A 17,737-nucleotide genomic window follows, 5' to 3' on the forward strand; every position below is an offset into this window, starting at 1 on the left:
TTGACAAGGTTTTGGGCGGATTGCGAACGAAAAGGCAAGACAGGCCGGGTTTTCCGGAACTTCCTGAGTTTGCCAGAGCACGATTATCCGCCTACCTTTCCAGACAGCGGCAGGCGCCCCAACCAGTTGGCGCGGCCGACAAGAGCACGCAACGAACAACGATATGCGGGCTGCCGCCCGCGGGAGGTTACCATGGCATCCGTTCCCTTTGATCAACTGGACGGCTTCATCTGGATGAATGGCGAGTTCGTGCAATGGGGCGAGGCCAAGATCCATGTGCTGACCCACGGCCTGCACTATGCCAGCGCGGTGTTCGAGGGCGAGCGCGCCTATGGCGGCGAGATCTTCAAGCTCAACGAGCATACCGAGCGCCTACATGAATCGGCGCGGCTGCTCGGCTTCAAGATCCCCTATTCGGTGGCCGAGCTCAACGACGCCTCCAGCACCCTGCTGAAGAAGCAGGGCTTCAAGGATGCCTATGTCAGGCCGATCGCCTGGCGCGGCAGCGAGCAGATGGGCGTTTCGGCGCAGAACAACCGCATCAATTGCGCCATCGCCATCTGGCAGTGGCCTAGCTACTTCGATCCGGCGCAGAAGCTGAAAGGCATACGTCTCGATATGGCTGAGTGGCGCCGGCCCGACCCGCGCACGGCGCCGTCCAAATCGAAGGCTGCAGGCCTCTATATGATCTGCACCATGTCCAAGCATGCCGCCGAGGCCAAGGGCTATGCCGACGCCATGATGCTCGACTGGCGCGGCCAGGTCGCGGAAGCCACCGGCGCCAACATCTTCTTCGTCAAGGACGGCAGGATCCACACGCCAAAGCCGGACTGCTTCCTCGACGGCATCACCCGCCGCACGGTCATCGGCCTCGCCAAGGACCGCGGCCTGGAGGTGGTGGAGCGCGCCATCATGCCGGAAGAACTCGAGGGCTTCGAGCAGTGCTTCCTGACTGGAACGGCAGCGGAAGTGACCCCGGTTTCGGAGATCGGGCCGTACCGATTCGAGGTCGGCGAGATCGCCAAGACTCTGATGAATGACTATTCTGCGGCCGTTCAGCCGAAGCACGCGATCGCCGCAGAATAACGAAAGTCACAGCTTTTCACGCAAGCAGGGGCGGTTTTCGGGCCGCCCCTTTTATTTCAGCGTTTCTGCATTTGACTTTCGCCGAATTCAGCGTCTCCATGATGGTGTCGGCCCGGGAGGCTGGCAGCTATGGAGGGACTGGTAAGATGGACATGAATACGCTTCTTCCGATCATCGTTCAGATCATTACAGGCATCATCGGTGGTCAGGCGGTCGGCGCGGCGATCAAGACGGCGGCGCTGGGGCAGCTTCCCAAGATCCTGGGCGGCGCCATTGGCGGCGTCGGCGGCGCGGCGATCCTCGGCAGCCTGCTCGGCGGCACAGTCGATCCGGCAGCGGCTGCGGCAGCGACGAGTGGTCTGGGCAGCGCGCTCAACCTGCAGAACATCGTCGGCGGCGCCGGCGGCGGCGCGATCCTGACCGGCATTATCGGCGCGGTCATGGGCGCCATGAAGAAGTAAGCCTGCGATCTCGGGCTGGCCAAATGGGCGGCTTCGGCCGCCCATTTCTGTTTCCAGAGCGCGCCGCATGAATGCGTTTCGACGCGACGCGCTTTGGAACGACCGATCCCAAGGGTGGACGCCCTTCGCTCGCGCCTCTACATCACGGCGTGAACATCGAAAGGACGATCATGGGTCAGCTCAATGCCGGCATCGTGCCGGTCACGCCTTTCCAGCAGAATTGCACGATCCTGTTCGACATGGACGACAAGCACGGTGTCGTCGTCGATCCGGGCGGCGATATCGACAAGGTGCTGGCGGCGCTGAAGGACAATGCGATATCGGCCGGCGCGATCTGGATCACGCATGGTCATATCGACCATGCCGGCGGCGCGATGGAGTTGAAGGAAGCGCTCGGTGTCGAGATCATCGGCCCGCACGAGGCCGACAGGATGTTGCTCGACAATCTTGAGAACCAGGGCGAGCGCTATGGCATTGCCGGCGTGCGCAACTGCGTGCCCGACCGGTTTCTCACCGAAGGCGAGACGGTCTCGTTCGGCTCGCATCTCTTCGAGGTGCTGCATTGCCCCGGCCACGCGCCCGGCCATGTCGTCTATTACAACCGCGCGGCCAAATTCGCCCATGTCGGGGACGTGCTGTTTCGCGGCTCGATCGGGCGCACCGACCTGCCGGGCGGCGATCATGCGGCACTCATCGCCTCGATCAAGGACAAGCTTTTGCCGCTCGGCGACGACATCGGCTTCATCTGCGGCCACGGTCCGGGCGGGCGTTTCGGCGAGGAGCGGCGGAGCAATCCGTTTTTGACGTGAAGCGCGTCGCGCCGAAGCCGGTGCCGGCTTGACAAAAAAGCGCCGGCCTTGCGGTCAGCGCTTTTGTTGAGGCAGGGAAGCCCTTGATCAGTTAGCGGTGCAGAAATGCTGCTCGCCGTCATTGCCGGTGAAGGTGCCGGTGCGGGCGTTGAAGGTGCGGTACCGGTCGGAGCAATAGTCGTACCAGCCGCGCGTCCACGGTTCGGCATAGCGGTCGGCGTAGACCACTTGCGGTTCGGCATAGTAGCGGCGGACCGGCGCCGGGCGAATCCGCACATCGCGATCGTAATAGCCATCATCGTAGTAGTCGCGGGGCGGCGGCTGCTGGTTGGCCAACGCACCGCCGATCAGCGCGCCGGCCGCGAGGCCGAGGACGCCGGCGGCAATGGCATCGCCATGGTCATGATGGTGGCGGTGACGCCAATCGCCCGCATTGGCCGCGGGCAAGGCCGCGAACGTGGTGGCAACCACTGCGGCGGACAGCACGGCTGTCTTGAAAATTCGGTTCATGTCGATCTCCTTCGTGCCGGCCCGTAAGAATTCCGGGGATGCGGTCCGGCTTTACGAAAGATTAATATGAGACCGTGGCTGAACGGGGGCTGAACGAATTTTTGCCTGACCGGAGGGCACGGGCATCAACTATCGAACGCTCCAGGGAGCGAAGCTGTCCTGCCAGAACAGCCGCCGTTCCGGAGCAGGCTCAGCCGATCGACAGGTTGACGGCCTTGGGACCCTTGCCGCGCTTGTCAGGCTCGGTGTCGAATGTCACTTTCTGCCCATCCTCAAGACCGGGAAGACCCGACGCCTGCACGGCCGAAATATGAACGAAGACATCCTTCGCGCCATCATCCGGTGTGATGAAGCCGAACCCTTTGGCATGGTTGAAGAATTTGACGGTGCCGGTCTGCGGCATGGGAAGCTCCTTTGATCCCATAAACTCCAGTCTCGGGCCGGCAAATGCCCGAATGGAAATTTGTCCTTTATTTTAGCGTCATCGGCAAGAGAAAGTTTTGCGGGCACTTAAAGCGCGTCGCGCTTTAAGTTTTCATTATGATGCATGTCGTTGACCCGACACCGGATCCACTTTGGGGCGACAGCATTTTTGCTGCGCTGCGACATGAAAAAGGCGCGACGAAAATCGCCGCGCCTTCAAAATTCGTTTGCCTCTTCCGAAGTCATTCAAGCTTCGGAGCCTCAGTCGCACGGCCAGGAAGGGCGTGCTGCTGGCCGATGGCTCAGGCGGCGCGGAGGTTGACGGCCTTGGGGCCTTTGCCCATCCGATCCGGCTCGACGTCGAAGGTGACCTTCTGGCCGTCGACGAGCGTGCGCAGGCCCGAGGCCTCGATCGCGGAAATGTGGACGAATACGTCCTTGGCGCCACCGTCGGGCGTGATGAAACCGAAGCCTTTGGTCGCGTTGAAGAATTTAACGGTGCCGGTCTGGGCCATTGGGGAAACTCCTTCACCCGTTCAGTCTTGATGGTCCTGCCCGCCACCTCGCGTCGAGGGCAGTTCCCGGTGGTAGCTTTCGGCAGTCATGCATTGGCGCATGGTCAAACCCCCCGCCGAAAAACGGGGCCGTCAGAGATTCACAGTATCGGGGAAAGGTCGTCCAAAACGTTCCGCTCTCCGGGTCGCAAATGCCCGAACACGGAATTTATCGCACGGAAAAGTGAAGGTTGCAAGATAGCGCCGCGGGCCGCCCCCGATGGGCGCGTCCCGACGCATGAATCGACCAATCCGAGCATCGACGCGCCGCAAATAGGCCTCGTTGCCTGAGGGGTCATCGGCCACAGCCCCGTCACGCATGGGCCAGCGGCGGCGACGGCTGGCGGTGCGAGGCGCCGGGATAATCCAGGCGACGTTCTTTTTAGCAGCCGGCTGCAAACGAGGGTTGCAATCGGCGATGGAATGCGGAGGATCGCAACAGCGCGACTGGTTTGAGCCTTTGCTTCGTGAATATCATTGTCCCGAACAGCTGCGTATTTGGAGCGGCACGCAGCGAGGCGAGGATCGAGGGAGAGACGATCATGAGGTTTCTTGCGGCAATCTTCTCGCGACAGGGTTTTGTCGTCCTGTTCCTGTCGGCTGTTCTTGCCGCCTGTACAGTGGTCGTCGACGACGGCCCGGGACCGCGGCCACGGCCGCCGCGGCCGGGACCGCAATTCTGCACCAAACAGTACGAGCCCGTCTGCGCCCGGCGCGGTGGCGACCGCCAGACCTTCGCCAATGCCTGTCTTGCCGACCGGGCGGGTTATCGCATCGTGCGCGACGGTCCCTGCCGTGACGGCGGCGAGGGTGGCGGCGAGCAGACTTTCTGCACCCGCGAATACGCGCCGGTCTGCGCCCGGCGCGGCGGAGAGTTGCGAACCTTCCCCAACGCCTGCGAGGCACGCGCCGCCGACTACCGCATCGTTGGCGGGGGCCGCTGCTGAAAGGCCGGGTGTTCGTCTTTTCCGCACCTTGGGAAAACGCGGATGCCGTCTAAAACAAATTTCGGGGACGTGTGACGGTCACAACGCGGATGGATAGGCGCCGTCGGCCGGCCCGGAGTAAAGCTCGCTGCCGTGCTCATCGCAGATGCGCACGCGGTCGGGGATTTGCGGCATTGCGAGCGTATGGAAGAGCGCGGTGGCGCCCTGCCAGGCTGCGCGCAGGGTAGGGGCTTCCAGCGACACCTTGTCGAGCGTCGCTTCCTCGGCTTCGCGCGATCGGTAAAACTCGATGACGAAATTCAAGGACGCCTCCATGATGCGTTGTTCCGCCAGGGAGATTCTCCGGCAGGAGATTCTGCGGCAGGGATGGGCGCGGAAGAAGTCGTCCGCGATCAGCTCTTCGATTTAGGCTTCAGGCCGCTCTCGGCCTGCTTGACCGACGAGCCGAACGGGGAGGCGGGCTTGGCCACCACCTTGTCCTTCTTGGGCTTTCGTGTTTCGCGGTTGCTGCGCTGTTGACCCTTGGCCATCTTGTCTGCTCCTCGTGCTGGTGGTCTGGCGGCGCCGGGGTCTCAGACCGCCGGATTGTTGCCAACAGTCGGATTGTCACCAATCGGATTGTCGGCTGGTTCGAGATTGTCTTCCGTGGTGACCCGCTCGTGGGTCTCCTGCTCGCTGCGGATGCGGTACTGCGGGGAGCCGTCCTTGACCGGCAGCCTGCTCTTGATCTCGAACAGTTCCGTTGTCTTGTTGAGGAGCCCTGTGCGGCTCTTCATGCGCACGGTCTGGCCGACGGCGAAGAGATGCGAGGGCGTGTCGGTGCGCGGACGCGCATTCTGCTGGAAACGGATCATGCTGCATTCTCCCTGTCGCGCTTCAGCGCTGTTTCGAGGTCCAGGTAATCGATGGCGACGAGTTGACTGGTGGTCGGGTTTTTCACCGCCCTTGCCGGCAAATGGATGAAGGTGGCGACGCGGCGCCAGGCAAGCCGCGACATGCCCTCGATCAGCTCTTCGTCGTGATCGATGTCGTAGTCGCCCGCCGGCAGTTGCCCTTCCAGCCCGCCGAGTACGAAAGGAGCCATGAAATGTGCGACGGAATGGGTCGTGCGGTCCGGCATTGTCCTGCCTTGATGTTTTAAGCCCTGTGGCGACATGCGAGGCGGAGAGCCTCAAAGCAAAAAAGCGGGGACGAGCCCCGCTTTCCTATTTCCGGCAATCGCTGGAAATAAGCCATTTTCGAGAGCTGCCAGTACATCCGTGGTCAGCGGTCATCGAATTCGGCCGGATCAGATCAGTTGCAAATTGGCGGCCGACTCGCGGCCCTTGGCATCACGCTCCAACTCGAATTGCAGCTTCTGGCCTTCGGCGAGGCCAGGAAAGCCCGCGCGTTCCAATGCGCTGACGTGGACGAAAACGTCCTTGCCGCCGTCGGTTGGTTGAATGAAGCCAAAACCCTTCTGGCCATTGTAGAATTTCACGGTTCCGGTGTTCATGGGTGTCTTTCGAAGAATGAGAACGGTCGCGGAGCAAATGCGCCGCGCTGCCGATATCGATGATTTGGAGTGAGATTGGCGGGTCGAGAACCTCTGACGCCGCGAAATGCCAATTCTGGCCCAAACGCTCATATATATGTAGCTCGACTTTGCATGGTTTTCAAGAAGATTTGGAAAAATAAGTAAGCCAACGGAAAAAGATTGCTGCGTTCATTTGAAAAACTCTGCTATGGTTTGATGATATTTTCCAAAAATTCTCAAAAAATCATTTTGGGGTCCACTCCCGAAATTTGCGTTTTATTTCTCCAAAAAGGACAAAAACCATGGTTTCTGCGAGAAGCTCAAGAGGTAATACCACAGCGATCAACCCGCCCATCAGGCCGGCCACCGCATATGCCGTCGCCATCGGGCGTACCGGCAAACCTATGATCGTCAAGTCGGCGCGGCTGACCGTCAGGAGCGACGAGGCTGAAAGGCGGACGATCGCCGATACTGACGGAACGGTTCGGCGCGCCAGGCAGACGGCCGAGACCAACCGGCTGATTTGATCTTGTCCGCGCCGATGGCAAGCGCAAGAAACCAAGCAAAGCCTTGAACCCGCCGCGCCAATGGCCTAGATCGCGGCAGGCGGACAAACACGGCAGGTTTCCCATTAACAGAGATCAGAGACGAGCGGCGGGTGCTGGCGCCAACTCCGGCTCGGGCGGACAGCCGCCGTCGAGTCTCGACCAGCATGTGCAGAGGGCGCTGCAACTGCATCAGGCGGGGCGGCGGCAAGAGGCCGAGGCGCTCTATCGGCAAGTGCTGACGCACAAGGTCAACCATGCGGCGGCTGCGCATTTTCTCGGTCTTTTGCTGCACCAGACCGGGCGCAGCGCCGAGGGGCTCGGTCTCCTCGAGCAATCGGTGCGCTTGCAGCCGAAGAATCCGGATTTCCTCAACAACCTCGGCACGGTGATGCGCGATCTCGGCCGTGTCGCGGCGGCCGCCGACTTCTTCCGCGGCGCGGTGGCGCTGCGGCCGGACCAGCTCGCGGCGCGCGACAATCTCGGCTCGTCACTGAAACAGCTTGGGCAGTTCGAGGGCGCCGAGGAGATCTATCGCGGCACGGTCGCGCGCAATCCCTTCCATTTCCGCGCCCGCATCGGGCTTGCCGAAACCTTGCAGGAAGCGGGGCGCCTGGACGAGGCGCTGGCCGTCTTTCGCGAGGCGCTGTCGATCCGTCCGAAGGACGCCGAACTGCTGCACGGGCTGGGCGTCGGGTTGATGGAAAAAGGCGAGCTCGACGAGGCGGCCGAGCTGTTCCGGCAGGCGCTGGCGGCCGATCCCGGCATGGCGCGCGCCTGGCTGATGCTGACGCAGGTCAAGCGTCAGAAGGAGCGCGATGCCGAATTGACCGGGATGGAGGCCCAGCACGCCAAGGCGCTGCCGGACAGCCTGGCGCGCATGCAGCTTGCCTTCGGCCTCGGCAAGGTCAATGACGATCTGAAGGATTATAACAGAGCCTTCGACTATTTCGCCGAAGGCAATGCCATCCGCCGCAAGGGCATCGACTACGACGCGGAAAGGACACGCGCCGAATTCGAGGCTATGAAAACGGTGTTCGACAGGGATTTCTTCCAGAAGCACAGGCCCAGCGCGATCTCCGACGATACGCCGATCTTCGTCATCGGCATGCCTCGTTCGGGCACGACCCTGGTCGAGCAGATCATCGCCAGCCATCCGCAGGTCTACGGCGCCGGCGAGCTCGGCATCCTGAAGACGGCGGTCGGCAGGCAGTTCCCGGCGACCATGCCCGGCGGCTTCCCCTGGGGCGTTTCGGATGCGCCCGATACGGATTTTGCCGAGGCGGGACGCGCCTATCTCGACATGCTGCATGCCCGCTATCCGCACATGCGCCACGTCACCGACAAGATGCCGGGCAACTTCCTGCTTGTCGGCTTCATCCACATGATGATGCCAAAGGCCAGGATCATCCATTGCGCCCGCCATGCGGCGGCAACCTGCCTTTCGATCTACAAGGTGCATTTCCGCGGCGACAGCCACCGCTACGGCTATGATCTGGGCGAACTCGCCGATTTCCACAATCTCTACACGGACATCATGGCGCATTGGCACAAGGTGCTGCCTGGCGTCGTGCACGATGTGCGCTACGAGGATTTCGTCGCCGACCAGGAAGGCCAGAGCCGGGCGCTGATCAACTATCTCGGGCTGCCATGGGACGATGCCGTGCTGTCGTTCCACCAGACCGACCGGCCGGTGCGCACGGCTTCCGCCGCGCAGGTGCGCCAGCCGATGTATCAAGGCTCGGTCGACCTGTGGAAGCGCTACGGCGACAGGCTGAAGCCTCTGCTGGACAGACTGGCTTAATGCGGCTCGGCATTTCCGGCGGAGCGCTCCCGCTCCGCCCAAGTGCGTTGCCTACAATTCCATGAACGTCTGGAACCCGCCGAAGATCATGCGCTTGCCGTCGAACGGCATTGTCGACATATCCGGCTGCAATCGTGGATCGGCCATCACCTTGGCCATGACCGCGTCGCGGTCCTGCCTGGATTTGTAGACGATCCAGGAAAAGATGACGACTTCGTCGTCCTTGGCCTGCACGGCGCGTGGAAACGACGTGACCTCGCCATAAGGCACATCGTCGCCGACGCACTCGACATAGGCGAGCGCGCCGTGTTCCTTCCAGACGGCGCCGGCGGTGTTGGCCAGCTTCTTGTAATCGTCGAGTTTTGCCTTTGGCACGGCAAGCACGAAACCGTCGACATAGGACATGGCAATCTCCTTGTTTGCTGCATCCGGCGCCGGGCCGGCAGGGATGCGACCCGGGGCAGGTGGGCGCGCACTTCTCGCCGAGAGTGCTGACGCCCGCTATCGAATTGCGACGGTTATTGCTCCACTGGAGCGTTCATCGCCCATGCGACTCCGAAAGGGTCCTTCACCTGGCCCCAGCGGTCGCCCCAGAACATCACCTGCAGCGGCGTCACGATCTCGCAGCCGGCGTCGACCGCGCGCTGCCACCAGCCGTCGATCTCGTCGCTGCCGAGATGAAGCTGGAGTGTGTAGCCCTGCGGCGCCTGGTGCGGGTGGCCGTGCTCGGGATAGGCGTCGCCCAACATCAACGTCGAACCGTTGATGTGAAGATGGATGTGCATAGTGCGGCCTTTTTCGTCCGCAGGGTAGAAAAAGACCTGCTTGGCGCCGAACGCCTTCTGGTAGAATTCTGCGGCCTTGAAGGCGCCGTCCACCTGCAGATAGGGAGTCAATCCGCCGAGCACTTTCGCCTTGGGCTGAACAGGGGTCTGGTCGGTCATTGCGTGTTCCTCTTCACGTTTGATTTGGCCTTGCGGACCATAGGACGCGCGAGGTGACGGCGGTCCTACATGGGCTTGAAATTTTTCTCGTGGGCCGGGCCCGGACTGGCCGGGCGACCGGCGAACTCCAGCAATAGACGCATGGCTCGGCCGTTCATATGACCCTGGCCGGGACGGCGGCTGAGCGGCGGCTGTTCTGCGCGTCGAAGAGTTCTGGAAAGCCGATGTCCTTGCGCAGTTCGACGGGCAGCGAAAGCAGGATGCGCTCGCTGCGATGGCGGGCACGCGCCGCCGCATATCGGGTTGCGATGCGGCCGATGGAGGAAAGGACGGACATGATGCATTCTCCCTGGGTTGGCGCCGGCATCATCGTGTCGGCATCCCAAGGACGAGGCAGGTTCAGGCGATCCGACAGGTCGTCGATTTTTCTCGCAGCGTTTAATTTCTCATTCGAGCGCCACCGCCTACGCGACCTTGAGCGTCGGAATAGCCGAAACATTCACCTCACGTTCGGCATGCCAGGCATCGAAAGCTGCCTGCATGCGAAGCCAGATCGCGGCTCCATCGCCGAACAGCTTCCCAAGGCGGGCGGCCACAGCCGGTGAAACCGGCTTCTTTTCGCGGATGATATCATAGAGCTGCTGCCGGGAGATGCCGAGCAGGTTTGCAATTTCCACCTTGGTCTTTCCAGTTGCCGGGATAATGTCCCCAAGCAGCGCTCCCGGGTGGGAGGGACAGCGCTCGATAGGACGCGTCGGCTCGTGCACGCTCATTGGTCGAACTTCTCCAATCTGGCCGCCTCAGTGGTATTGCTCGAAATCGACGCGGGCGGCGTCCTTGCCGTCGAATTCAAACGTGATGCACCACGGGCCGTTGACGTGGACCGTGTAACGGATGGGATCGAAGCCTCTCAGCGCATGGAAGGCAAAGCCAGGAAGGTTCATCTCCTCCGGCTTTTCTGAAGCTTCCAGGCGGTCAAGCCGGACAAGAACGCGCTTGTGCATCTTGGTGTCGATCTTGCCGGTTTTCCCGGCTTGAAAGAGCTCTGACAGGGCCTTGTTCCTGAAAGACTTGATCATGACGTATGTAAACAGATCGCTTACAAGATTCAAGGACCTGTAAGCGGATAACTTACAATCCGATCTATCCCGCCCCTTCAGCCACTGAGCGGAAGAACTCCTCGGGATCGTCGACTTCGGTCAGCCGCCGCCTCTCGATCAGCCAGAAGCGGTTGCCGATGGCACGGATGAAGGAGCGATCGTGCGAGGCGAGCACGCAACTTGCCTGGTGCTTGAGCAATTCCTCCTCCAGCGCTTCCTGGCCGTCGATGTCGAGATGGTTGGTCGGCTCGTCGAGCAGATAAAAATTCGGATTGGCGAGCCTCAGCGCCAGCATCATCAGCCGCGCCTTCTGGCCGCCGGACAGCACACTGATCCTGCGCTCCTGCATCTCGATGCCGACGCCGGCGCCGGCAAGCAGAGAGCGGGCGCGCTGTTCGCCGACATCGCAACGGCGCGACACCATCGCCAGTGGCGTATCGTCGCCGCCGATGCCGGACAGCGCCTGATCGCTGTAGCCGAGCACCGTCGACGGCGTCACCTTCACGTTCTGAACCGTGTCGGGTTCGATAATGGCGTTGCGGATCAGCGTGACGAAGCGCGACTTGCCAACGCCGTTGCGGCCAAGCAGCACGATGCGGTCGCCCTGGCAGATGTGGCGCTTGCCGGTCCTGAACAAGAGCGTGCCGTCGGGCGTTTCCACCGCCGCGTCGTCGAGCGTGATCAGCACCTTGGCGTGCGTGCCGCGATTGGCCAGCCGGATCGCCCCCGCCGATTTCTCGTGATGCGCCGGGGCCGCCGCGTCCTCAAGTCGCTCCGCGCGCTGCTTGAGCTGCTTGGTCTTGACCGTGAGAAGGTCGCTGCCCGAATTGATGCCGATATTGTTGAGCTTGGCAGCCTGGCGTCGCAATTGCTGCGCCACCTTCATGTCGCGCTGGAATTTTCGCTCGGTCGAGGCATCGACCTCATCGAGGGCCTGCCGGGCGCGGGAGTAGGGAAGGGAAAACACCGGCGACTGGTCCGGGCGCAGGAACAACGTGCGGTTGGTGGCGGCGTCGAGAAAGGCGCGGTCGTGGCTGGCGATCACCACCGGCACCTCTCGCGGTAGCGCGTTCAGCCAAGTTTCGAGCTGGCTGATGCGGGCAAGGTCGAGATGGTTAGTCGGTTCGTCGAGCAGCAGCATGTCGGGATCGGTGACCCAGACACGCGCGATCAGTGCCAGCCTCTGCCAGCCGCCGCTCAGCGCCTGCATCTCTCGCTCGCGCATCGCCTCAGGAACGTCGAGCGAATCCAGCACCACATTGACACGCCATAGTTCGCTTTCGGCTTGCTCGGGCGGCAAAGCGTCAGCCACCACCTGATGAAAGCTGCGGCCAAGCAGGGCAGCAGGAACGGACTGCTCGACATGGCCGACGCGCAAGCCGCGCGTGCGGGTAATGTCGCCGGAGGTCGGCTCCATCTCGCCGGCCAGGCATTTGAGCAAGGTCGACTTGCCGCGACCATTGGCGGCAACGATGCCGAGCCGGTCGCCGCTGCCGATGGTGAGGTCGAGATTGGAAAAGAGCGGCGCACTCATCGTGACGCCGAGGGATTTGAGGCTGATCAGGGCCATGTCGATTTCTCTGGTCTATCCGGAAAGTCCGGCTCAATGCACTTTGTCAGTGCGCAAGCGGCCATCAGGCTCGGCAATGCGCACCACGAAGGGCAGACCAAAAAATCGAAGCGGGAAAAACCCGGACCGTCCCTGGTCAGCCCTGCAAGCAAGCTCGCAGGGCGGAAATCGGGCCACGCTGACGATGGTGATCGATAAACACGCAGCCCTCCTTTCAAGACGTTTGGGTGTGGGGACTGAGTACACCAAAGGTCATGCGCTGGGCAAGAGGAGGGTAGCGTCGAGCGGGGCGCTGAAGCTGCCAATCTCCCCACTCGCGGGGGAGATGTCCGGTCCACCCTCCGCAGCTGCAGCGCAGCTGCTGTGGAGGACGGGCAGGACAGAGGGGGCGCCGTCCCGCCGGCCTTTCGAACGAACTACTTTCCGGGCCGTCCTGTCTTCGCGGGCCGGCGCTTTTCGCGGCGGGCGTCGCCGGGGTCTTCATAAGAACCAATGCCGGCGCGTTGGCGCACGACGGGTTTGTCCTCGCGTTCCTTCGCGCCCCCGTCTGTCCTGCCGGCCCCAACAACGGGAGAGATCGGCTGAGGCTTCGCCGGCACTTTTCCCTCGACCGGTTTCTCGGTGCGGCGCACGGTCATCTCGTCGAGAGAGTTTTTCTTGAACAGCGGTTTGGTCGGCTCGCCGGGAATGCCGAAATCCGAGCCGTGTGCTTCGGACGCCGATTGTTTCTTGAACAGCGAGCGCGACACGGCACCGGCCGGCGTCGGCATGTCGGTGCCTGGGCCCATGTCGTCGATCGACGGTTTGGCGAACAGGGGCTTCTTCACCGGCACCGCGCCATCGGCGCCCATCTCGTCGAGATCGGGCTTGCGGAAGAGATTGGGCCGGGCAGCCTTGGCTGCCTCTTCGGCGGCGCGTGCTTCGTCGAGCTTGCGGAACCGCTCCTGTTCCTCCGATGTACGATGCCTGGCCACGCCCTTGTTGTGCTTGCCTTTTTCGCGGCCCGAGACCGGGCTTTCCATATCGGCGTATTTGGCCAGCGGATCATCGGAGATCGACATCTCCATCTCACGCAGCCGCTTGATCTCGTCGCGAATGCGGGCCGCCTTCTCGAAATCGAGGTTGGCGGCGGCGTCGCGCATCTGCTTCTCCAGCGCGTCCAGATGGGCCTTGAGGTTGTTGCCCATCATGGCGCCGGCGCTGTCGGTGAACTGCGAGATATCGGCGCGGACATGGTCCTTCTCGTAGACCGAATCCAGAATGTCCGAGATGCGCGACTTGACCGATTCCGGCGTGATGCCGTTGGCGGCGTTCCACTCCATCTGCTTTTCGCGACGGCGATTGGTCTCGGCCATGGCGCGTTCCATCGAGCCGGTGACCTGGTCGGCATAGAGGATGACCTTGCCGTCGACATTGCGGGCGGCGCGGCCGATGGTCTGGATCAGCGACGTCTCCGAGCGCAAAAAACCTTCCTTGTCGGCGTCGAGTATGGCGACGAAGCCGCATTCGGGGATGTCGAGGCCTTCGCGCAAAAGGTTGATGCCGACCAGCACGTCGAAGGCGCCGAGGCGCAAATCGCGCAGGATTTCGATACGCTCCAGCGTGTCGATGTCGGAGTGCATGTAGCGCACGCGCACGCCTTGCTCGTGCAGATATTCGGTGAGGTCCTCGGCCATGCGCTTGGTCAGCACGGTGACCAGCGTGCGGTAGCCGGCCTTGGTCGTCTCGCGGATCTCCCCGACGACGTCGTCGACCTGGGTCTTGGCCGGGCGCACCTCGACCGGCGGGTCGATCAGGCCGGTCGGTCGGATGACCTGCTCGGCGAACACGCCGCCGGACTGCTCCATCTCCCAGCCGCCGGGGGTTGCCGAGACAGCGACCGAGAGCGGGCGCATGGCGTCCCATTCCTCGAAGCGCAGCGGCCGGTTGTCCATGCAGGAAGGCAGGCGGAAGCCGTATTCGGCAAGCGTCGCCTTGCGCCTGAAGTCGCCGCGATACATGCCGCCGATCTGCGGCACGGTGACGTGGCTTTCGTCGATGAAGACCAGCGCGTTGTCGGGAATATATTCGAACAGGGTCGGCGGCGGATCGCCCGGCTGGCGGCCGGTGAGATAGCGCGAATAGTTCTCGATACCGGCGCAGGAGCCGGTGGCTTCCAGCATTTCCAGGTCGAAGCGGGTGCGCTGTTCCAGCCGCTGCGCCTCCAGCAGACGGCCGGCGCGCTCGAGCTCGACCAGACGGTGCTTGAGCTCTTCCTTGATCGACTTGATGGCCTGGTTCAGCGTCGGGCGCGGCGTCACATAGTGCGAATTGGCGTAGATCTTGACGCTTTTCAGCTCGCCCGTCTTCTGGCCGGTCAGCGGGTCGAATTCGGTGATCGCCTCGATTTCGTCGCCGAACATGGAGATGCGCCAGGCGCGATCCTCAAGGTGGGCCGGGAAGATCTCGATCGTGTCGCCGCGCACGCGGAACGAGCCGCGCACGAAATTGATGTCCTGGCGCTTGTATTGCTGGGCGACGAGGTCGGCGAGCAGAGCGCGCTGGTCGAGCCGGTCACCGATCTGCATCTGGAAGGTCATGGCCGTATAGGTCTCGACCGAGCCGATACCGTAGATGCAGGAGACCGAAGCGACGATGATGACGTCGTCGCGTTCGAGCAGCGAGCGCGTCGCCGAGTGGCGCATGCGGTCGATCTGCTCGTTGATGGAGGATTCCTTCTCGATGAAGGTGTCGGTGCGCGGAACATAGGCTTCCGGCTGGTAATAGTCGTAGTAGGAGACGAAATACTCCACCGCATTGTCGGGGAAGAATTTCTTGAACTCGGAATAAAGCTGCGCCGCCAGCGTCTTGTTCGGCGCCAGGATCAAGGCGGGACGCTGCGTCTCCTCGATCACCTTGGCCATGGTGAAGGTCTTGCCCGAGCCGGTGACGCCGAGCAGCACCTGCGTGCGGTCGTTGTTTTGGACGCCCTCGACCAAGTCCTTGATGGCGGTCGGCTGGTCGCCGGCCGGCTCGAAATCCGACACCATCTTGATGATGATCCCGCCCTCGGATTTTTCCGGCCGGGCAGGCCGGTGCGGCGTCCACAGCACGCCGTCCTTGTGCAGCGGATTGCCGGATTCAATCAATGCCGAGAGAGCCGCCACCGTCGCGGTGACGCCGCTCGACGTCATCGTCTCGGCTTCCTCGAGCGAGACGTCGAGGCCGGCGACGGGATTGAGGCCGGCCGCCGCGCGCTCGCGGGCTGTCGCCGCGCCGCCCATCGAGGTGCCACGCGCCGTGCGCCCGGGCGCCGCGGAGCGCTCGGGGATCTTCTTCGATGGCTTCGGCGACTTGCCGCCGTCCTTGCCGGCCTGGCGCCCTTCGCGTTCGGCTTCCTGCTCGATCTGCTCGGCCCAGTCCGCGACCGAACCGGTGAGCGGCGTGCCCGACAGTTCGGGCTGCGGCATCTCGGCGAAGCCGCCTTTGTGCAGCGGTTCCGAGGCGTCGAGGAAATCGGTCAGCGGGCTGCGCCGCTTGGGCGCGGCGCGGTCGTCATTCGCCGTCGACGGCGTTCTCTTTTCGGTGGATTTGACCATGGGCGGAATATGGGAGGTCTTGGCGAAAATGGAAAGAGCGCGATCAGCCGAGGCGCACGGCCAGATGCAGCTCCTGACAGAAGGCTGTCAGGAGGAGGCAAGTGCCGGTGATGCCTGCCGATTGCGGTCAGGCGCCGCGTGCGTTGTCCGCCACGCGTGTCGGCGATCCGTTCAGGCGCGGCACCACGACGAGGCGCTTGATTTTGCCCTTCTTGAAGGCGGCGAGGAAGCGCGCATAGTCCTTGAAGGCGACGCAGCCACTGGACTGTGCGTAGCGGCCCCGAAGCAGGTAGGTGTGGGCCAGCAGGCCGTCACGATTGTATTTATTGCGGCCATCGACGGGTGTCAGACGCAAAGCCTCGACACCATGAAAGCGCGACTCGCGCAGCGACAGATTGTAGGTATTGGGCGGTGTCGGTCCGCGGTTCTTCTGATCGGCATAGCGCGGCTGGTCCGCCATGGCGCCGATGCCCGAATGCGCTTCGAGCCTCGAACCGTCGGGCATGTAGACGGTCTTGGCGCTGATGTCATAGATGGCGACACCGCTGCCGGCTCCGCTCCTGGAGCCGCCCGGCGCGTTGAACAGGTTCCTGAACGCCTGGCCGAGGCCGCCCGAAGGCGTGTCTGGCTTCGCATAGGCCAACGCGTCGCCGCCATCCGCCGGCCGGCCCTGCCGGGCCGGCTTTGCCGGCTGGGCTTGCTGGACCGGCTTTGTCTGAGGTGCCGGCTTCTGCTGCACGACCTTGGGCTGTTGAGTCGGCTTTTCCTGCTCCACGGACTTCAACGGCTCCGGCGCGTCGAATTGCGGCCGACGGGTCGGCAGCGGCACGTCATCGGTGAGCGCGTCGGGCAAGGCCGCGGCATCGCCCGGCTGTTCCTGCTGGATTTCAACAGGCGAAACCGCGACATCGGCCGAAGACTCCGTCATCGGCAATGGCGAGGCGAATGCCTCGTCCTCGACCGGCAGCGAGCGGGCGAGCGCGAGGGCCAGTTGCGAATTGTCCGGCGTGCCGGTATCCGGCTGGGCAAAATGCATCGGCTGCGGCGCTGTCTGAACAACCACCGAGCCGGTGTCGATCCGGGCGAAGCGCTCCGCCGCGGGTGCCGGCAAGTCTTCAGACAGGCTGGCGATGAGCTTGGCGCCCGGCACCAGCGATGCCTTGGCGACCTGTGGAGCGGAGGTCGAGATGATAGGACGGGCGGGTGCGCCGGCCGTGGCCACGGGCTTGGCCGCGTTGGCGAAGGCGGCGGCGAGCTTGCTTGGCGAGAGAGATGCTTCCATGCGCTCGAAGCGCTCCTGCGAGGTCGTCTTGGCGACCGGGACAGGGTGTGCCGTGGACGCGGCCACGAGGCGCGCCGACTTTTCCGCCCGGGGAGCGAGCGCGGCCAGCCTGAAGCATCCGGAGCCGCACTGCACGGCATGATTCTGCAGCGCCTGCGTGCCGCCATCGGCGTTGGCCAGTGCGAATGGCGCAGCGGGCATCAGGAAATGCTGTTTCAGCGGATCGGCAAGAGCGAGCGAGCCCGGCATGGCCAGCCTCTGCGGCAGGACGCTCGACGTCGACGACAGCGAAGCGCCGACGGAGCTCAGACCAGCCATTGTCCCGACCAGCCACAGGCCAACGGCAGCGCTGACGCCGGGCACGGCTACCCAGCGGACGATCCGCTTAGAGTTGAAGGATGAGGCACGTGACGCGTTGTCGGCAGCTTCGCCGTCCCAACGCCTGTCCCCGACAATTTTCTTACTCAAGAACGCCATTCAACCAATCTTGCTCCAATCGGCTCCCACGTCCGCGGCTGTGATAGCCGCGACGACCATTCTGTGAGTGATCCCAGGTGGTCCCCGACGCGTTTGCCGCGCCTGTCTTTGGTTGCCGATTGCTTCAAAAT

The 17,737-nt window shown here is 63.0% G+C and carries 22 protein-coding genes; 6 read left to right on the top strand and 16 right to left on the bottom strand.

All coding sequences use genetic code 11. The features are described 5' to 3' along the window. Positions 1-192 precede the first annotated feature (192 nt). The 3 genes from FJ972_RS10540 to FJ972_RS10550 all read left to right on the top strand — a co-directional run bounded on the left by FJ972_RS10540 (position 193) and on the right by FJ972_RS10550 (position 2,356). On the top strand, positions 193-1,086 hold the full coding sequence (locus tag FJ972_RS10540; protein WP_140496006.1) for a branched-chain amino acid aminotransferase: 894 nt from the start codon (positions 193-195) through the stop codon (positions 1,084-1,086). A 146-nt stretch (positions 1,087-1,232) separates the two neighbouring features. Continuing rightward, positions 1,233-1,547 carry a hypothetical protein gene (locus FJ972_RS10545; protein WP_140496005.1) on the top strand — a complete coding sequence of 105 codons (315 nt, stop codon included), beginning with the start codon at positions 1,233-1,235 and terminating at the stop codon, positions 1,545-1,547. Between the two features lie 170 nt (positions 1,548-1,717). Continuing rightward, entirely contained in the window at positions 1,718-2,356 is a 639-nt protein-coding gene (locus FJ972_RS10550) for an MBL fold metallo-hydrolase (RefSeq protein ID WP_140496004.1), read from the top strand. Positions 2,357-2,443: 87 nt separating this feature from the next. On the opposite strand, the gene FJ972_RS10555 is transcribed toward FJ972_RS10550, so the two are convergent. The 3 genes from FJ972_RS10555 to FJ972_RS10565 all read right to left on the bottom strand — a co-directional run bounded on the left by FJ972_RS10555 (position 2,444) and on the right by FJ972_RS10565 (position 3,804). Continuing rightward, a complete protein-coding gene (locus FJ972_RS10555; RefSeq protein ID WP_140516874.1) occupies positions 2,444-2,866 on the bottom strand; it encodes a BA14K family protein in 423 nt (140 codons plus the stop codon). A 190-nt stretch (positions 2,867-3,056) separates the two neighbouring features. After that, a complete protein-coding gene (locus FJ972_RS10560) occupies positions 3,057-3,269 on the bottom strand; it encodes a cold-shock protein (protein WP_006202521.1) in 213 nt (70 codons plus the stop codon). 322 nt (positions 3,270-3,591) lie between these two features. Continuing rightward, the gene (locus FJ972_RS10565) at positions 3,592-3,804 is read right to left on the bottom strand and encodes a cold-shock protein (protein WP_006202520.1); all 213 of its coding nucleotides are present in this window, start codon (positions 3,802-3,804) and stop codon (positions 3,592-3,594) included. A gap of 581 nt (positions 3,805-4,385) precedes the next feature. On the opposite strand from FJ972_RS10565, the gene FJ972_RS10570 reads away from it, so the two are divergent. Beyond that, entirely contained in the window at positions 4,386-4,790 is a 405-nt protein-coding gene (locus FJ972_RS10570) for a Kazal-type serine protease inhibitor family protein (protein WP_140516872.1), read from the top strand. Between the two features lie 78 nt (positions 4,791-4,868). Here the strand turns inward: FJ972_RS10570 and FJ972_RS10575 are convergent, their stop codons facing one another. The 5 genes from FJ972_RS10575 to FJ972_RS10595 form a co-directional block, all read right to left on the bottom strand. Further along, positions 4,869-5,093 (bottom strand): hypothetical protein, encoded by a 225-nt coding sequence (locus FJ972_RS10575; RefSeq protein WP_140496001.1) that lies wholly within the window; start codon positions 5,091-5,093, stop codon positions 4,869-4,871. Positions 5,094-5,182: 89 nt separating this feature from the next. Next, entirely contained in the window at positions 5,183-5,320 is a 138-nt protein-coding gene (locus FJ972_RS10580) for a hypothetical protein (RefSeq protein WP_181165218.1), read from the bottom strand. A 42-nt stretch (positions 5,321-5,362) separates the two neighbouring features. Further along, positions 5,363-5,644, bottom strand: coding sequence for a hypothetical protein (locus FJ972_RS10585; RefSeq protein ID WP_140496000.1), 282 nt, complete (start codon positions 5,642-5,644; stop codon positions 5,363-5,365). Then, on the bottom strand, positions 5,641-5,910 hold the full coding sequence (locus FJ972_RS10590) for a hypothetical protein (protein ID WP_140516870.1): 270 nt from the start codon (positions 5,908-5,910) through the stop codon (positions 5,641-5,643). Before FJ972_RS10590 ends, FJ972_RS10585 begins: the two co-directional genes overlap by 4 nt. A gap of 168 nt (positions 5,911-6,078) precedes the next feature. Then, the gene (locus FJ972_RS10595) at positions 6,079-6,285 is read right to left on the bottom strand and encodes a cold-shock protein (protein WP_140495998.1); all 207 of its coding nucleotides are present in this window, start codon (positions 6,283-6,285) and stop codon (positions 6,079-6,081) included. A 323-nt stretch (positions 6,286-6,608) separates the two neighbouring features. Between FJ972_RS10595 and FJ972_RS10600 the strand changes: the two genes are divergently transcribed. Together FJ972_RS10600 and FJ972_RS10605 are read left to right on the top strand one after the other, a co-directional pair. Then, entirely contained in the window at positions 6,609-6,833 is a 225-nt protein-coding gene (locus tag FJ972_RS10600; RefSeq protein WP_140516868.1) for a hypothetical protein, read from the top strand. 187 nt (positions 6,834-7,020) lie between these two features. Next, a complete protein-coding gene (locus FJ972_RS10605) occupies positions 7,021-8,655 on the top strand; it encodes a tetratricopeptide repeat-containing sulfotransferase family protein (RefSeq protein WP_140524902.1) in 1,635 nt (544 codons plus the stop codon). Between the two features lie 51 nt (positions 8,656-8,706). On the opposite strand, the gene FJ972_RS10610 is transcribed toward FJ972_RS10605, so the two are convergent. The 8 genes from FJ972_RS10610 to FJ972_RS10645 all read right to left on the bottom strand — a co-directional run bounded on the left by FJ972_RS10610 (position 8,707) and on the right by FJ972_RS10645 (position 17,606). Next, positions 8,707-9,060 (bottom strand): DUF1428 domain-containing protein, encoded by a 354-nt coding sequence (locus tag FJ972_RS10610; protein WP_140495995.1) that lies wholly within the window; start codon positions 9,058-9,060, stop codon positions 8,707-8,709. Positions 9,061-9,173: 113 nt separating this feature from the next. Then, entirely contained in the window at positions 9,174-9,599 is a 426-nt protein-coding gene (locus FJ972_RS10615) for a VOC family protein (RefSeq protein ID WP_140524901.1), read from the bottom strand. A gap of 154 nt (positions 9,600-9,753) precedes the next feature. Then, positions 9,754-9,936 (bottom strand): hypothetical protein, encoded by a 183-nt coding sequence (locus tag FJ972_RS10620; RefSeq protein WP_140495993.1) that lies wholly within the window; start codon positions 9,934-9,936, stop codon positions 9,754-9,756. 127 nt (positions 9,937-10,063) lie between these two features. Then, complete coding sequence (locus FJ972_RS10625) at positions 10,064-10,372, bottom strand: HigA family addiction module antitoxin (RefSeq protein WP_140524900.1); 309 nt, start codon at positions 10,370-10,372, stop codon at positions 10,064-10,066. A gap of 27 nt (positions 10,373-10,399) precedes the next feature. Beyond that, positions 10,400-10,678, bottom strand: coding sequence for a type II toxin-antitoxin system RelE/ParE family toxin (locus tag FJ972_RS10630; RefSeq protein ID WP_140524899.1), 279 nt, complete (start codon positions 10,676-10,678; stop codon positions 10,400-10,402). 64 nt (positions 10,679-10,742) lie between these two features. Continuing rightward, positions 10,743-12,269 (bottom strand): ABC-F family ATP-binding cassette domain-containing protein, encoded by a 1,527-nt coding sequence (locus FJ972_RS10635; RefSeq protein ID WP_140524898.1) that lies wholly within the window; start codon positions 12,267-12,269, stop codon positions 10,743-10,745. Between the two features lie 416 nt (positions 12,270-12,685). Next, positions 12,686-15,847: an excinuclease ABC subunit UvrB gene (gene uvrB, locus FJ972_RS10640; protein WP_140524897.1), complete on the bottom strand. Its 3,162-nt coding sequence runs from the start codon at positions 15,845-15,847 to the stop codon at positions 12,686-12,688. A 127-nt stretch (positions 15,848-15,974) separates the two neighbouring features. Further along, a complete protein-coding gene (locus FJ972_RS10645) occupies positions 15,975-17,606 on the bottom strand; it encodes a DUF2778 domain-containing protein (RefSeq protein WP_140524896.1) in 1,632 nt (543 codons plus the stop codon). Positions 17,607-17,737: the final 131 nt, after the last annotated feature.

The organism is Mesorhizobium sp. B2-1-1 (assembly GCF_006442975.2).
Classification (GTDB): domain Bacteria; phylum Pseudomonadota; class Alphaproteobacteria; order Rhizobiales; family Rhizobiaceae; genus Mesorhizobium.

Excerpts from the sequence above, each read along its gene's own strand:
- FJ972_RS10550 (WP_140496004.1), top strand. The coding sequence starts at position 1,718 with ATGGGTCAGCTCAATGCCGGCATCGTGCCGGTCACGCCTTTCCAGCAG.
- FJ972_RS10540 (WP_140496006.1), top strand. The coding sequence starts at position 193 with ATGGCATCCGTTCCCTTTGATCAACTGGACGGCTTCATCTGGATGAAT.
- FJ972_RS10620 (WP_140495993.1), bottom strand. The coding sequence starts at position 9,936 with ATGTCCGTCCTTTCCTCCATCGGCCGCATCGCAACCCGATATGCGGCG.
- FJ972_RS10565 (WP_006202520.1), bottom strand. The coding sequence starts at position 3,804 with ATGGCCCAGACCGGCACCGTTAAATTCTTCAACGCGACCAAAGGCTTC.
- FJ972_RS10635 (WP_140524898.1), bottom strand. The coding sequence starts at position 12,269 with ATGGCCCTGATCAGCCTCAAATCCCTCGGCGTCACGATGAGTGCGCCG.
- FJ972_RS10570 (WP_140516872.1), top strand. The coding sequence starts at position 4,386 with ATGAGGTTTCTTGCGGCAATCTTCTCGCGACAGGGTTTTGTCGTCCTG.
- FJ972_RS10615 (WP_140524901.1), bottom strand. The coding sequence starts at position 9,599 with ATGACCGACCAGACCCCTGTTCAGCCCAAGGCGAAAGTGCTCGGCGGA.
- FJ972_RS10580 (WP_181165218.1), bottom strand. The coding sequence starts at position 5,320 with ATGGCCAAGGGTCAACAGCGCAGCAACCGCGAAACACGAAAGCCCAAG.
- FJ972_RS10585 (WP_140496000.1), bottom strand. The coding sequence starts at position 5,644 with ATGATCCGTTTCCAGCAGAATGCGCGTCCGCGCACCGACACGCCCTCG.
- FJ972_RS10545 (WP_140496005.1), top strand. The coding sequence starts at position 1,233 with ATGGACATGAATACGCTTCTTCCGATCATCGTTCAGATCATTACAGGC.
- FJ972_RS10610 (WP_140495995.1), bottom strand. The coding sequence starts at position 9,060 with ATGTCCTATGTCGACGGTTTCGTGCTTGCCGTGCCAAAGGCAAAACTC.
- FJ972_RS10630 (WP_140524899.1), bottom strand. The coding sequence starts at position 10,678 with ATGATCAAGTCTTTCAGGAACAAGGCCCTGTCAGAGCTCTTTCAAGCC.
- FJ972_RS10645 (WP_140524896.1), bottom strand. The coding sequence starts at position 17,606 with ATGGCGTTCTTGAGTAAGAAAATTGTCGGGGACAGGCGTTGGGACGGC.
- FJ972_RS10625 (WP_140524900.1), bottom strand. The coding sequence starts at position 10,372 with ATGAGCGTGCACGAGCCGACGCGTCCTATCGAGCGCTGTCCCTCCCAC.
- FJ972_RS10555 (WP_140516874.1), bottom strand. The coding sequence starts at position 2,866 with ATGAACCGAATTTTCAAGACAGCCGTGCTGTCCGCCGCAGTGGTTGCC.
- FJ972_RS10590 (WP_140516870.1), bottom strand. The coding sequence starts at position 5,910 with ATGCCGGACCGCACGACCCATTCCGTCGCACATTTCATGGCTCCTTTC.
- FJ972_RS10560 (WP_006202521.1), bottom strand. The coding sequence starts at position 3,269 with ATGCCGCAGACCGGCACCGTCAAATTCTTCAACCATGCCAAAGGGTTC.
- FJ972_RS10600 (WP_140516868.1), top strand. The coding sequence starts at position 6,609 with ATGGTTTCTGCGAGAAGCTCAAGAGGTAATACCACAGCGATCAACCCG.
- FJ972_RS10595 (WP_140495998.1), bottom strand. The coding sequence starts at position 6,285 with ATGAACACCGGAACCGTGAAATTCTACAATGGCCAGAAGGGTTTTGGC.
- uvrB (WP_140524897.1), bottom strand. The coding sequence starts at position 15,847 with ATGGTCAAATCCACCGAAAAGAGAACGCCGTCGACGGCGAATGACGAC.